We start from the raw sequence: 13,380 nt of genomic DNA, 5'->3' as shown, positions 1-13,380 counted from the left end.
TCTCATCCACCCTGCGTGATCACGGGATCGTCGAAGAAGTAGTCGCGCCAGCTGGCGGGCTGCTTCTTGATCGCGCCAACGCGGTACAGGAACTGCGACAGGCCGTAGGTATTCTGCGGCTCCACGCTGAACTGCACTTGCGGGTTCTTGATGATCTTCAGCAACAGGTTGCGATCAACCTTGCTCTTGCTGACGCGGATGTACGCGTCGGCCGCGCCTTCCGGATTGCCGGAGGCGTACCTGGCCGCCTCCGCCAGCGCGGCGGTGAAGGCGCGATAGGTCTTCGGATTCTCGTTGCGGAACTTCTCGGTCGCATACAGCACCGTGGCCGAGCTCGGGCCGCCCAGCACGTCGTACGAATTGAGCACGATGTGCGCGTTCGGATTGCCGGCCAGCTCCTGTTCCTGGAACGGCGGATTGCCGAAGTGGCCGTTGATCTCCGTGCCGCCGGCAATGACGGCCGCCGTCGCATCCGGGTGCGGCAAGGTCTGGGTAAATTTGTCGAGGCGCGCGAATTCCTTGTCGCCCCACTGCTTCGCCGCCGCGTACTGCAGGATGCGCGACTGCACCGACACCTGCACCGCCGGCAGGCCGATGCGGTCCTTCCCGGTCAGGTCGGCGATCGACTTCACCTTGGGATTGGTGCTGACCAGGTAGTAGGGAAAACTGCCCAGCGACGCCACACCCTTGACGTTCTGCTTGCCCGACGTGCGGTCCCAGATCGTCAGCAGCGGACCGACACCGGCGCCGGCGATATCGATGGCGCCGGACAGCAGCGCGTCGTTCACGGCCGGGCCGCCGGACAGTTGCAGCCATTCCACCTTGATGTCGATGCCGTTCTTCCTGCCCTGTTTTTCAATCAGCTGCTGGTCCTGCGCCACGTTCAGCAACATGTAGACGACGCCGAATTGTTCGGCGATGCGGATGCGTCCCTCGGCCTGGGCCGCGGTGGCGAAGCTCAACGCGAGGGTGAGAGCAGACCCGGCGGCGATCAGGCGGGAAGTCAATCTGTACATGGGTTTCCTTGAAATTAGAAAGGCGTGTCGCCTTCGATGGTGGTGCGGTACAGCTTGCGGCGCAAGTGATCCGGCGTGCCTCCCGCCAGATGCATCAGCGAGCGGTTGTCCCAGAACACCATGTCGTGCGGCGCCCAGCGGTGGCGGTAGATATGCTCCGGCTTCACGCTGTGCGCAAACAATTCGTCCAGCAGCGCGCGGCTCTCGCCTTCGGGTATGCCGATGATGCGCGTGGTGAAATGCTCGCTGACGAACAGCGCGCGGCGGCCCGTCTCGGGATGCGTGCGCACCACGGGGTGCAGCACCGGCCGCACTTCGTCGATCTGCGCCTGCGTCAACGGCGGGCGGTAAGGATTGCGGCGGCGCAGTTCTTCATACTGCGCCAGATAGCTGTGCTCCGCGCGCAAGCCTTGCACGGCGTTGCGCAAGGCTGCCGGCAAGGTGTCCCACGCCAGGTGCATGTTGGCGAACAGCGTGTCGCCGCCTTCGGCCGGCAGCTCCTGCGCGTGCAGCATCGAGCCCAGGCTCGGCGTTTCCTTGTACGACAGGTCGGAATGCCAGAAGTGGCCGGCGTCGCCCAGCCCGATCGGCTTGCCGTCCTCGATGATGTTGGAGATGATCAGCACCTCCGGGTTCGAAGGCAGCTGGAAATTGCGCAGCACGTGGATCTGCAGCGCGCCGAAACGGCGGCTGAAATCCACTTGCTGCTGCGGCGTGATGCGCTGGTCGCGGAACACCAGCAGGTGGTGCTCCAGGTGGGCGGTATGGATGCGCTGGAAATCGCGCTGGGACAGCGGACGGTTCAGGTCCAGGCCGAGTATCTCCGCGCCCAGCGGCGCATCGAAGATTTCAACCTCGAATGAAGGCTGGAGGGAAGATTGGAGAACGGCAGACATGGCACACGCCCGATGAGTGAGTATGCGCCCAGTCTATGCCGCTTCCTTTAGTTAGAAAACGAAGCTTATCCGATATCGATATGCGGTTTTCTAATCAGCCCTCATCCGCGTTGTATTCGGCCAGGCGCTTGGTCACGCGCGGCGCCAGTTCATGGGCGGCGGCGACGGTGATCTCCAGGTCGTGCAGCTTGCCGTCCTTCAGGCCATACACCCAGCCGTGCACGGTGACGTCCTGGCCGCGGTCCCACGCGTCCTGCACGATGGTGGTCTGGCAGACGTTGGACACCTGCTCCACCACGTTCAGCTCGCACAGGCGCTCCGAACGCTTCTTGCTCGGCAGGGTATCGCCGAGGTAGCGCTCATGCTTCTGGTGCACGTCCTGCACGTGGCGCAGCCAGTTGTCGGCCAGACCGACGCGGGTGCCGGTCATCGCCGCGTGCACGCCCTTGCAGCCGTAGTGGCCGACGATGATGACGTGCTTCACCTTCAGCACGTCGATCGCGAACTGCAGCACCGACAGCGCGTTCAGGTCCGAGTGCACCACCACGTTGGCGATGTTGCGGTGGACGAAAACGTCGCCTGGAGCAAGGCCCAGCAGCTCATTTGCCGGCACCCGGCTGTCGGAGCAGCCTATCCACAGGTACTCAGGCGAGGCTTGCTGCGCCAGGCGGTTGAAGAAATCGGGATCGCGTTCGACTTCCGATTCGGCCCAGCGGCGGTTGTTCTCCAACAGGTCGCGCAGGGGGGAATTGCTGTTATCCAGATCACTCATGATGCTCCTCTCGTTCTCGTACATAAGAAGACCGCCGGTCCGCCCGGAAAGGGCGGCGCGGCGGTCCGATATTACCAAGACTGCGTGACGTCGCAGTTACTCAAAGAAGTCCTTCACCTTGTCACGCCACGTTTTGCTTTGCGGGCTGTGCTTCGAGCCGCCCTCGGTGGTCAGCTTCTCGAAATCGCGCAGCATGTCCTTCTGCTTCTCGGTCAGCTTGACCGGGGTCTCGACGGCCACGTGGCAGAACAGGTCGCCCGCGAAGCCGGAACGCACGCCCTTGATGCCCTTGCCCTTGAGGCGGAAGGTCTTGCCCGACTGGGTGCCTTCGGGGATCGTAAACGATACTTTACCAGACAACGTCGGTACCTCGATGTCGCCGCCCAAGGCCGCCTTGGCGAACGAGATCGGCATTTCGCAATGCAGGTCGTCGCCTTCGCGCTGGAACACGCTGTGCGGCTTGATGTGGATCTCCACATACAAATCGCCCGACGGTCCGCCATTGGTACCCGGTTCGCCGTTGCCGGACGAACGGATGCGCATGCCGTTGTCGATGCCGACAGGGATCTTCACTTCCAGCGTCTTGTTGCGCTTGATGCGGCCCTGGCCCGAGCATGCGGCGCATGGCTCGGGAATGATCTTGCCGGTGCCGTGGCACTTGGGGCAGGTCTGCTGGATGCTGAAGAAGCCCTGCTGCATGCGCACCTGGCCGTGGCCGGCGCAAGTGGAACAGGTGACCGGCGAGGTGCCCGGCTTGGCGCCGGAACCGTGGCAGGTGTCGCACTTGTCCCACGACGGAACGCGGATCGTGGTGTCGAAACCGTGCGCGGCCTGCTCCAGCGTGATCTCCAGGTTGTAGCGCAGGTCGGCGCCGCGATAGACCTGCGGGCCCTGGCTGCGGCCGCGGCCACCGCCGAAGATGTCGCCGAAAATGTCGCCGAAGGCATCGCCGAAACCGCCGGCGCCGCCGCCAAAGCCGCCACCGCCGCCCATGTTCGGATCGACGCCGGCGTGACCGTAACGGTCATATGCCTCGCGCTTTTCCGGATTGGTCAGCATCTCGTATGCTTCTTTGACTTCCTTGAATTTTTCTTCCGACTCTTTGCTATCCGGATTGCGGTCCGGATGGTACTTCATCGCCAGTTTGCGATAAGACTTCTTGATCTCGTCTTCAGACGCGTTTTTTGCGACACCAAGTGTCTCGTAGAAATCACGCTTTGCCATATTGTCGGGACCTTGCTGTATTTATACCGATGTGCTGATTATGCTAAAAAGCCGAGCCGGCACCGCTTGAGCGGACACGCGGCTCGGCTCGTCGTTCCCGCGCGAGCGGGAATGACGCCGGGTGCTTACTTGCTGTCTTTGACTTCTTTGAAGTCGGCGTCGACGACGTCGTCCTGCGGCTTGGCCTGCTCGGCGCCGGCACCTGCCTGCGCGCCTTCGGCGCCACCGCCGGCTGCGGCTTGCTGCGCCTGCATGTCAGCGTACATCTTCTCGCCCAGCTTCTGCGAAGCGGTCGACAGGGCGGCTACCTTGGCGTCGATTTCCGCCTTGTCGCCGGCCTTGATCGAACCTTCCACCTCGGTGATCGCAGCTTCGATCTTTTCCTTCTCGCCGGCGTCCAGCTTGTCGCCGTATTCGGTCAGCGACTTGCGGGTCGAGTGCACCAGCGCGTCGGCCTGGTTGCGCGATTCGGCCAGCTCTTTCACTTTCTTGTCTTCTTCGGCGTTGACTTCGGCATCCTTCACCATCTTCTGGATCTCAGCTTCGGTCAGGCCGGAGTTGGCCTTGATCGTGATCTTGTTCTCTTTGCCGGTGGCCTTGTCTTTCGCGCCGACGTGCAGAATGCCGTTGGCGTCGATGTCGAAGGTCACTTCGATCTGTGGCGTGCCGCGTGCCGCCGGCGGGATGCCTTCCAGATTGAATTCGCCCAGGCCCTTGTTGCCGGCCGCGATTTCACGCTCGCCCTGGTAGACCTTGATGGTCACCGCAGGCTGGTTGTCGTCGGCGGTCGAGAACACTTGCGAGAACTTGGTAGGAATCGTGGTGTTCTTGTGGATCATCTTGGTCATCACGCCGCCCAGGGTTTCGATACCCAGCGACAGAGGCGTCACGTCCAGCAGCAGCAGGTCCTTGCGTTCGCCCGACAGCACCGAACCCTGGATCGCGGCGCCGACAGCGACCGCTTCGTCCGGATTCACGTCCTTGCGCGGATCCTTGCCGAAAAACTCCTTAACTTTTTCCTGCACCTTCGGCATGCGGGTCATACCGCCGACCAGGATGATGTCGTCGATGTCGGTGACCTTGACGCCGGCGTCCTTGATCGCGATGCGGCATGGCTCCATGGTCGCGTTGATCAGTTCTTCCACCAGCGATTCCAGCTTGGCGCGGGTCATCTTCAGCGTCAGGTGGACCGGCGCGCCGTTCGCCATGGCGATGTACGGCTCGTTGATCTCGGTCTGCTGCGACGACGACAGCTCGATCTTCGCGCGCTCGGCCGAAGCCTTGATGCGCTGCAGGGCGATCGGGTCCTTCTTCAGATCCAGGCCGTTGATCTTCTTGAACTCGTCGATGATGTAATCGATGATGCGCTGGTCGAAGTCTTCGCCGCCGAGGAAGGTGTCGCCGTTGGTCGACAGCACTTCGAACTGCTTTTCACCGTCCACGTCGGCGATCTCGATGATCGACACGTCGAAGGTACCGCCGCCCAGGTCATACACGGCGATCTTGCGGTCGCCCTTGTCGGTCTTGTCCAGGCCGAAGGCCAGCGCGGCCGCGGTTGGCTCGTTGATGATGCGCTTGACGTCCAGGCCGGCGATGCGGCCGGCGTCCTTGGTTGCCTGGCGCTGCGAGTCGTTGAAGTACGCAGGCACGGTGATGACGGCTTCGGTGACTTCTTCACCGAGGTAGTCTTCCGCCGTTTTCTTCATCTTGCGCAGCACTTCAGCCGAGATTTGCGGCGGCGCCAGTTTCTTGTCGCGTACGCCGATCCATGCGTCGCCGTTGTCGGCTTTCATGATCGAGTAAGGCATCAGGCCGATGTCCTTCTGCACTTCTTTTTCGTCGAACTTACGGCCGATCAGGCGTTTGACCGCAAACAGCGTGTTCTTCGGATTGGTGACAGCCTGGCGTTTTGCCGGGGAGCCGACGAGAATTTCACCATCTTCTTGGTAAGCAATGATCGATGGCGTCGTGCGTGCACCTTCGGCGTTTTCGATTACCTTTGGCTGACCATTTTCCATGATGGAAACGCAGGAATTTGTGGTTCCCAGATCGATACCGATAATTCTACCCATGATTTTCTTCCTTATTTGCTAGAGTTCAGATGGTACTAATATGTGGAAAAGCTATATGTTTTCAAGTGCTTAGTTCGGCGCTACGGCAAATTACTTTGCCTGCGCAGCGGTCACGATGGCGGGACGCAGCAGGCGGTCCGCGATCATATAGCCTTTTTGCAGTACGGAAACTACCGTATTGGCTTCCTGGTCGGCAGGCACCACGGCAACGGCCTGGTGCTTGTTCGGGTCCAGCTTCTCGCCCTGTGCCGGCAGGATCTCCAGCAGGCGGTTTTTCTCGAACGCCGACGACAGCTGCTTGAGCGTCATTTCCACGCCTTCCTTCAGCGATTCGATCGACGGGGTTTCGACTTTGAGGGCCATTTCCAGGCTGTCCTTGACCGGCACCATGGCTTCGGCGAAGCTTTCCACCGCGAACTTATGGGCCTTGGCCACGTCTTCCTGGGCGCGGCGGCGGATGTTTTCGCCGTCAGCCTTGGCACGCATGAAGGCGTCGTGCATCTCGGCCAGTTTCGCTTCGGTGGCCGACAGCTGCTCTTCCAGGGAAGGCTGGTCCGGGGTCGATGGCGGGGCCGACGCAGCGGCCGCTGCCGCCTCTGGATTAGGTGCTGCTTGGTTTTCCTGATCTTGCATCTAGAGACTCCTACAATCGTATTTGTTTGACATTACTTTTCTACCGCACTGGCTGCAAATGGGGCGATAACCTATATTTTCAAGGGTTATTCCGCCAGCCATTTCAGTACGGCACGGTCCGGTACAAAGCGATACAAAACTTCGCCCTTGCGACCTCTACTTTTTTGCGCCGCAGCGTCTAAGATGAGCTTAAGACACCCTTCGCGGCGGTTTTTCAGGGAGCGCATCATCATGAAGTTGCCACTGATAGCAGCATCCATCCTGGTGTACATCGTCCTCGCGACGGCATGGATATGCTATGCCGCCGATCCCGTCAGCCGGCTATTTTAACAGGCTGGCACTCGTCACCCGCAAGTGCTGATTATGGTGCGGGGGCGCGGTTGTGGTCAGTTTGTCTCTTTTCAGTCAGCCGCGCCCAGGCCGAGGGCGCTTGCGCGGCCCGATTCCGCATCTTTCTTGATTGCATCATGCTGGGCGGGCGACAGCTGCGTCGGCCAGCCGATGATGTGCTGTTCGGCAATTTCCGCCAGCGCGGCGATCCAGGCTGGCGATTCGTTCAGGCAGGGGATGTAGCGGAAGTCTTTACCGCCGGCCTGCTCGAACTCGTGCCGCACCTCCATGGCGATTTCTTCCAGCGTTTCCAGGCAGTCACTGATGAAGCCGGGGCAGAGCACGTCGACCCGCTTGACGCCGTCGCGCGCCAGCTGAACGATGGTCGGCGCCGTGTACGGCTGCAGCCACTCGGCCTTGCCAAAGCGGGACTGGAAGGTGACGACATACTGGTCCGGCGTCAGTTTCAGCGCGGCGGCCAGCAGGCGCGCGGTTTTCAGGCATTCGCAATGGTAGGGGTCGCCCAGCATCAGCGTGCGCTTGGGCACGCCGTGGAAGCTCATCACCAGCTTGTCGGGACGGCCGTGGGCTTCCCAGTGCGCCTGCACCGACAGCTTCAGTGCGCGGATGTAGGCCTCGTGGTCGTGGTAGTTGCGCACGAAGCGCAGCTCGGGGATGTTGCGCACCGAGCCGTAGTGGTCGAACACGGCGTCGTAGATCGAGCCGGTGGTGGTGCCGGAATACTGCGGATAGGCCGGCAGCACGGCGATGCGGTCGGCGCCGTCGGCCTTCAGCCGGGCCAGCACCTCCGGCAGCGACGGTGAGCCGTAGCGCATGGCCATGGCCACCGTCAGGTTCTCGTGGCCGCGTTCGCCCAGCGCGCCGCGCAGCAGCTGGGCCTGGGCGTCGGTGTGCACCTTCAGCGGCGAGCCTTCGCGGGTCCAGATCGATGCATATTTTTTGGCCGACTGTCCCGAGCGGAACGGCAGGATGATCAGGTTCAGGATGAACCACCACACGGCGCGCGGAATCTCGACCACGCGCGGATCGGACAGAAACTCCTTCAAATAGCGGCGCACGGCCGAGCGGGTCGGCGCGTCGGGCGTGCCCAGGTTGACCAGCACGATGGCGCTGCGGCCGACGGTGCCGTGCTTGTAGGGAGGTTCTTTTAAAAAGGTCATGGACGCCTGGGTTTGCGGGAGCTGGAGAGGCTGCAATTATATGGTCTAAAATAAAAGCACAGCCATTTGATCCGCAAGGGGGAAGATTTTGCTCGACGATAGCGAACATGGGCGCGAAGACTGCCGCGCGCTGACCGAGGTCCTGAAACGCATCGGCGACCGCTGGACGATCCTGGTCGTCGGACTGCTGGGCAGGGGACCGCTGCGCTTCAACGAGCTTCGCCGCACCATCACCGGCATCACGCAGCGCATGCTGACGCTGACGCTGCGGGGGCTGGAACGCGACGGCCTGGTGTCGCGCACGCAGTTTGCCACCAATCCGCCGACGGTCGAATACGCGCTCACCGATCGCGGCCGGTCGCTGCTGGTGCCGCTGATGGCGCTGGCCCAGTGGGGCAACGAGCACCGCGACCAGATAGGACAGTCCCGCGAACGCTACGACCAGGCGCAGGCCCGGGCTGATAACACTGCGGAACCTGCGGGCGTGCACCGCATCGCCGCGCGCGGCCGCTGACGCCGCCCATCGCCGCCGGTATCACGCATGTGCCTTCTTGTGGGCCTGCGGCAGATCTCTACAATGCCACGCATCGCCGCTGTCGCGGCATCAACCGGCCTGGAGGAATTTATGTCCGCATCGATCTGCTTTTTTTCCACACCTGAGCACCGGCGCCAACGCCGTATCGCCTTGTGGCTTGCGCAGTGGTTCGTCGCCGTCTCGTTCGGCGCTGGTGCGGCGATGAAGCTGGCCATGCCGATTCCGGAGCTGGCCGCAATCTGGCCTTGGGCAGGCGACCTGCCCGTCTTCAGCGTGCGGCTGCTGGGCCTCATCGACCTGGCCGGCGCCGTCGGCATCGTGCTGCCGGCGTTGCTGCGCTGGCCCGGCAAGCTCACCGCCTCGGCGGCGCTGGGTTGCTCGGCGCTGCAGGCATGCGCGATGGTCTTCCATGCGACGCGGGCGGAATTCAGTGCCCTACCGGTCAACGTCGCGCTGTTGGCCGCCAGTGTCGCGACCTGCATCGCCTACGCCAGAAAACCCGCCTGATTCGGCTCTCAGTTGCCCGGATGATGCAGTTCGGTGGCGTTGTCGGCCGGAAACAGATATTCGATGCGCAGTTCCTGGGCGGCCACCGTTTGCGGCGTGCCGACCGTGGTCACCATGGAAAAATAACTGAGCTCGCGGCCGTCCAGCAGGAAGCGGATCGGCACGAACGGCAGCTCCGGCGCCACGCCGGGATAGGCCATCAGCGCGGCCAGCAACTAGCACAACGGCTCGTCGACCGCGCCGACCGATTCGCGGTAGACGCGCTGGATCAGGCTTTTCGCCACCTCGTCCCAATTGACGATGAACGGGCGCATGGCGGCCGGGTCGAACATCAGATGCAGCATGTTGCGCGGCCCCTGGCGCGCGGCCATGTCGATGAAGCGGTTGAAGAAGCGCGGCGCCGCGTCGTTCGCCTGCAGCACGTTCCAGTGGCGGTCCATGACGAGGGCGGGATACGGCTCGTGCTGGCGCAGCAGGCGATATCGACCGGCGTGACGTTGCCGCGCTTTTCGATCAGCGCCTTGGCGATGCCGGACAAGGCCGCGTATTACGGATGCCGCGGCAGGCGGCCGGCGCGGATCGCCTGCGCGTCGTGGGCGTCGACGCCGTCCTCGATGGCGAACGTCGAATGAGCCGCCAATTCCTTCGCAGGTAATGAGAACATCGCAGCGTTCGGCAGATTTTTATACGTTGCCGGTAATCCAGTTTTCCATACCAGTGAGAAGCTCTGAAATCGGAAGGTCTTCAATATTTTTGTCCGAAAAGCCTCGCAGCTTCAGTGCATCGTAGTTCGCTGCCATGAAATCGGTAAATGCGCCCCAGATCCTGGCGGGACCGGCGGCATTCGGCCGGTACTGCGGGGCTAACCAATTTCGGACTACAACAACGGCCTCTTCTGGTTCATTACCATGCACGGCGATATCGGACCCTGACAAGTCAGAAAGTGCAGCTTGATATCTGTATCGTTCCGCTTCGAGTATCAGGCATCGCTTGGTGGCAAGCTGGGCGCCACCGAAATTTCGGCAACCTACATCAAGTCCGAGCTCAAACGGCATGTTGAGGCGATATAACTCGTTTGCTTTCCTGGACTTGATCCTGGAAAGGTCATGAATGGCGTATCTGGATTCCTGGATCAGTTCAAGAATTTTTTCGATTCTGGCTTCGCCCGAATCGGACCGCTCTAACGCAATCCTCGGTTGCAGCCCCAGATAGATAACAGTAAAGAGTATGGGGCGAAGCAACCCATAATATTCTCGGTCGAATGGACAGTTAATGAAGACGTTGTCGTCGAAAGCCATCTTGATGGCTCAGTTCTTGTCTTTGGGAGGGGATGGATCATTGCCATAGCTATCCCGGGCCCGGATAGTTCCATCTTTTTTATGGACATACAGCTCAGACCTTTCCTTCTTCGCTATCGTGCGTGCATGCCGGACAGCTTCCTGCTGGGTCTCAAAGACTTTCGAAGCACGTTCAGCTCCTGTGCGGCGAACCGCCCACCCTCCACTTGAGCTCGGGACAACGTGCTGATCTCTCTTCTTGGTTGCCATGGCTGGTAACCTCCATCGGAATAATTAGCCACTATGATAGCTCTCGAAACCGATTCAAGAGGCCAGCAGCTCCCGGGCGTGCTTGCGGGTGGTGGCGGTGATTTCCAGGCCGCCCAGCATGCGCGCCACTTCCTCGACGCGGGCCTTGGCGTCCAGCACGTCGATGCGGGACGCGGTCTTGCCGCTGGCCAGCGTGCTCTTGGCCACCTGGAAGTGCTGGCCGGCCTGGCTGGCCACCTGCGGCAGGTGGGTCACGCACAGCACCTGGCGTTCCTGCCCCAGCCGGCGCAGCAGCCGCCCCACCACCTCGGCCACGCCGCCGCCGATGCCGCTGTCGACTTCGTCGAAGATCAGGGTCGGCGTGGTGGTGGCGTTGGAGGTGATCACCGAAATCGCCAGCGAGATGCGCGCCAGTTCGCCGCCCGAGGCCACCTTGGCCAATGGTCGCGGCGCCACGCCCGCATGGCCGGCCACCAGGAACTCGACTTGCTCCAGCCCATGCGCGCTGGGCTCGCCAGCATTCAGCGCGACTTCGAAACAGCCGCCCGTCATATTCAATTCCTGCATCGCCTTGGTGACGGCGTCGCCCAGCAGGCGTGCGGCCTTGGCGCGCGTGCCGGACAGGCGTTTGGCCTGCTCCATGTAGGCGGCCTTGAGCTTCTCTTCCTGCTTGCGCAGGCCTTCGATGTCGCTGGCGTCGGCGATCTGCGCCAGCCGCTCCGCCAGCTTCGCCGTCTCTTCCGGCAACTGCTCCTCGGTGATGCGGAACTTGCGCGCGGCCGAGTGGATCGCATCCATGCGCGCCTCGACCTTGCGCAGTCGCTCGGGGTCCAGGTCCACGCGGTCGAGATAATCGTTGAGCGCATACACGGCTTCCTGCAGCTGGATGCGCGCCGGCTCGATCAGGTCGACGATCGCCTGCAGCCCCGTATCGATGCCGGCCAGCTTGCCCAGCTTCTGGTTCAGCGACGACAGCTGCGACAGCACCGGATGCTCCTCCGCTTCCGAAATCACCGTCAGCGCTTCCTGCGCGCCCTCCAGCAGGCTGGCGGCGTGCGACAGGCGGCTCTGCTCATTGGTCACCTCGGCCCACTCGCCGGGCTTGACGGCCAGTTTTTCCAGCTCGTTGACCTGCCACTCCAGGCGCTCGCGCTCATACAGCACGTTGGCCGCGTTGGTCTCGAATTCCTCCAGCTGCTTCGACAGCGCGCGCCAGGCCTTGTACGCCAGCGTCACCGCTTTCACATCGCCCACCGCGCCGGCCTGGCCGTCGAGCAGCACGCGCTGCGCCTCGGTCTTCATCAGCGACTGGTGCGCGTGCTGACCGTGGATGTCGACCAGCATGTCGCCGATCTCGCGCAGCTGCGCCGCCGTCGCCGCGATGCCGTTGATGTAGGCCTTGCTGCGGCCGGCGTTGTCGATCACGCGGCGCAGCAGCGCGCCGCCCTCCTCCACCGCGAACTCGTTGGCCGCCAGCCAGTCGCGCGCCTGCTCGCTGAGCGCGAAATCGGCCGTGATGTCGGCCTTGGCAGCGCCCTCGCGCACCACGCTGGCGTCGCCGCGTCCGCCCAGCGCCAAGGTCAGCGCATCGATCAGGATCGATTTGCCGGCCCCGGTCTCGCCGGTGAAGACGGAGAAGCCGGCGGAGAATTCCAGTTCGATGGAGTCGACGATGACGAAATCGCGGATGGACAGGGTACGGAGCATGGATGCCTGGTGAGGTTAATTGAGTTTGCCTTCGCCGGAAGGATATTCATTCCAGTGCAGCTTTTCGCGCAGCGTGTTGTAGTAGCTCCAGTCTTCCGGATGCAGGAAGGTGATCGCATGCGGCGAGCGCTGGATCACGATCCGGTCCTGCCCCTGCAGGCTGGCGAAGGTCTGCATGTCGAAGTTGACGCTGATGTCGCGCCCGCGCACGATCTCGATGACGATCTCGCTCGACTCGGGCAGCACGATGGGCCGGTTCGACAGCGCATGCGGCGCGATCGGCACCAGCACGATGCCGCCCAGGCTGGGGTGCAGCAGCGGCCCGCCGGCCGACAGCGCGTACGCGGTGGAGCCGGTCGGCGTCGAGATGATCAGGCCGTCGGAGCGCTGGTTGTACATGAAGTGGCCGTCGACGTCGACCCGCAGCTCGGCCATGCCGGCGCCGGCGCCGCGCGCCACCACGACGTCATTGACGGCCAGGCCGACGTGCATGATTTCGCCATCGCGCAGCACCCGCCCTTCGAGCAGGGTGCGGCGCTCGGCCTTATAGCTGCCGCCGAGGATCTTGGCCAGCACGTCGAGCATGCCTTCGAGCGGAATGTCGGTCATGAAGCCGAGACGGCCCTGGTTGATGCCGATCAGCGGCACGTCGAACGGCGCCAGCTGGCGCGCAATGCCCAGCATGGTGCCGTCGCCGCCCATGACGATGGCGGCGTCGCAGTGGGCGCCGATTTCGGAGGCGCCCATCACCCGCACGCCGGCCGGCACCCGCTCCAGGTGGGTGGCGGTCTGCTCTTCGAACACCACGTCGTAGCCTTCCCGCTGCAGGAACCCGACCACGCTGCCCACCGCCTCGGCGATGCCGTCGGTATTCGGGCGCACGACCAGTGCGATGGTTTGATAAACGGCGTGCGTGGCGGTCATAAAAATCTCGGCAAAAAGGTGAGGTCGGCAACACGC

14 protein-coding genes and 1 pseudogene are annotated in these 13,380 nt (G+C 62.7%); 2 read left to right on the top strand and 13 right to left on the bottom strand.

Annotation, left to right across the window (positions count from 1 at the left end; genetic code table 11):
* Positions 1-2 precede the first annotated feature (2 nt).
* The 8 genes from ACCD07_RS18525 to hemH form a co-directional block, all read right to left on the bottom strand.
* Complete coding sequence (locus tag ACCD07_RS18525; protein WP_353401272.1) at positions 3-1,016, bottom strand: ABC transporter substrate-binding protein; 1,014 nt, start codon at positions 1,014-1,016, stop codon at positions 3-5.
* Between the two features lie 14 nt (positions 1,017-1,030).
* Positions 1,031-1,912, bottom strand: a complete 882-nt coding sequence (locus ACCD07_RS18520) for a TauD/TfdA dioxygenase family protein (protein WP_413448203.1) — start codon at positions 1,910-1,912, stop codon at positions 1,031-1,033.
* A 94-nt stretch (positions 1,913-2,006) separates the two neighbouring features.
* A complete protein-coding gene (gene can / locus ACCD07_RS18515) occupies positions 2,007-2,684 on the bottom strand; it encodes a carbonate dehydratase (RefSeq protein ID WP_176652235.1) in 678 nt (225 codons plus the stop codon).
* Positions 2,685-2,780: 96 nt separating this feature from the next.
* Complete coding sequence (gene dnaJ, locus ACCD07_RS18510) at positions 2,781-3,908, bottom strand: molecular chaperone DnaJ (RefSeq protein ID WP_176652234.1); 1,128 nt, start codon at positions 3,906-3,908, stop codon at positions 2,781-2,783.
* A gap of 125 nt (positions 3,909-4,033) precedes the next feature.
* The gene (dnaK, locus tag ACCD07_RS18505) at positions 4,034-5,980 is read right to left on the bottom strand and encodes a molecular chaperone DnaK (protein WP_176652233.1); all 1,947 of its coding nucleotides are present in this window, start codon (positions 5,978-5,980) and stop codon (positions 4,034-4,036) included.
* Between the two features lie 90 nt (positions 5,981-6,070).
* The gene (grpE, locus tag ACCD07_RS18500) at positions 6,071-6,613 is read right to left on the bottom strand and encodes a nucleotide exchange factor GrpE (RefSeq protein WP_176652232.1); all 543 of its coding nucleotides are present in this window, start codon (positions 6,611-6,613) and stop codon (positions 6,071-6,073) included.
* Positions 6,614-6,699: 86 nt separating this feature from the next.
* Positions 6,700-6,846: a hypothetical protein gene (locus ACCD07_RS18495; RefSeq protein ID WP_176652231.1), complete on the bottom strand. Its 147-nt coding sequence runs from the start codon at positions 6,844-6,846 to the stop codon at positions 6,700-6,702.
* A 168-nt stretch (positions 6,847-7,014) separates the two neighbouring features.
* Positions 7,015-8,124 (bottom strand): ferrochelatase, encoded by a 1,110-nt coding sequence (gene hemH / locus ACCD07_RS18490; protein ID WP_413448202.1) that lies wholly within the window; start codon positions 8,122-8,124, stop codon positions 7,015-7,017.
* Between the two features lie 88 nt (positions 8,125-8,212).
* Here hemH and ACCD07_RS18485 point away from each other — a divergent pair, with 88 nt between their 5' ends.
* Both ACCD07_RS18485 and ACCD07_RS18480 read left to right on the top strand, forming a co-directional pair.
* A complete protein-coding gene (locus ACCD07_RS18485) occupies positions 8,213-8,638 on the top strand; it encodes a winged helix-turn-helix transcriptional regulator (RefSeq protein WP_176652229.1) in 426 nt (141 codons plus the stop codon).
* Between the two features lie 111 nt (positions 8,639-8,749).
* Entirely contained in the window at positions 8,750-9,166 is a 417-nt protein-coding gene (locus ACCD07_RS18480; protein ID WP_176652228.1) for a DoxX family protein, read from the top strand.
* Positions 9,167-9,174: 8 nt separating this feature from the next.
* Here the strand turns inward: ACCD07_RS18480 and ACCD07_RS18475 are convergent.
* The 5 genes and pseudogenes from ACCD07_RS18475 to ACCD07_RS18455 form a co-directional block, all read right to left on the bottom strand.
* Positions 9,175-9,645, bottom strand: a pseudogene (locus ACCD07_RS18475) (transcriptional regulator); the annotation flags it as partial.
* 204 nt (positions 9,646-9,849) lie between these two features.
* Positions 9,850-10,464, bottom strand: coding sequence for a hypothetical protein (locus ACCD07_RS18470; protein WP_353401280.1), 615 nt, complete (start codon positions 10,462-10,464; stop codon positions 9,850-9,852).
* 9 nt (positions 10,465-10,473) lie between these two features.
* The gene (locus ACCD07_RS18465; RefSeq protein ID WP_413448201.1) at positions 10,474-10,713 is read right to left on the bottom strand and encodes a DUF2188 domain-containing protein; all 240 of its coding nucleotides are present in this window, start codon (positions 10,711-10,713) and stop codon (positions 10,474-10,476) included.
* A 54-nt stretch (positions 10,714-10,767) separates the two neighbouring features.
* Positions 10,768-12,420, bottom strand: a complete 1,653-nt coding sequence (recN, locus tag ACCD07_RS18460; RefSeq protein ID WP_413448200.1) for a DNA repair protein RecN — start codon at positions 12,418-12,420, stop codon at positions 10,768-10,770.
* A 15-nt stretch (positions 12,421-12,435) separates the two neighbouring features.
* Complete coding sequence (locus ACCD07_RS18455; protein WP_176652223.1) at positions 12,436-13,344, bottom strand: NAD kinase; 909 nt, start codon at positions 13,342-13,344, stop codon at positions 12,436-12,438.
* Positions 13,345-13,380 lie beyond the last annotated feature (36 nt).

Origin of the sequence: Duganella sp. Dugasp56 (assembly GCF_047304105.1) — a bacterium.
Lineage (GTDB): Bacteria > Pseudomonadota > Gammaproteobacteria > Burkholderiales > Burkholderiaceae_D > Rugamonas > Rugamonas hordei.
This window is presented reverse-complemented; position numbering and strand designations above follow the sequence as displayed.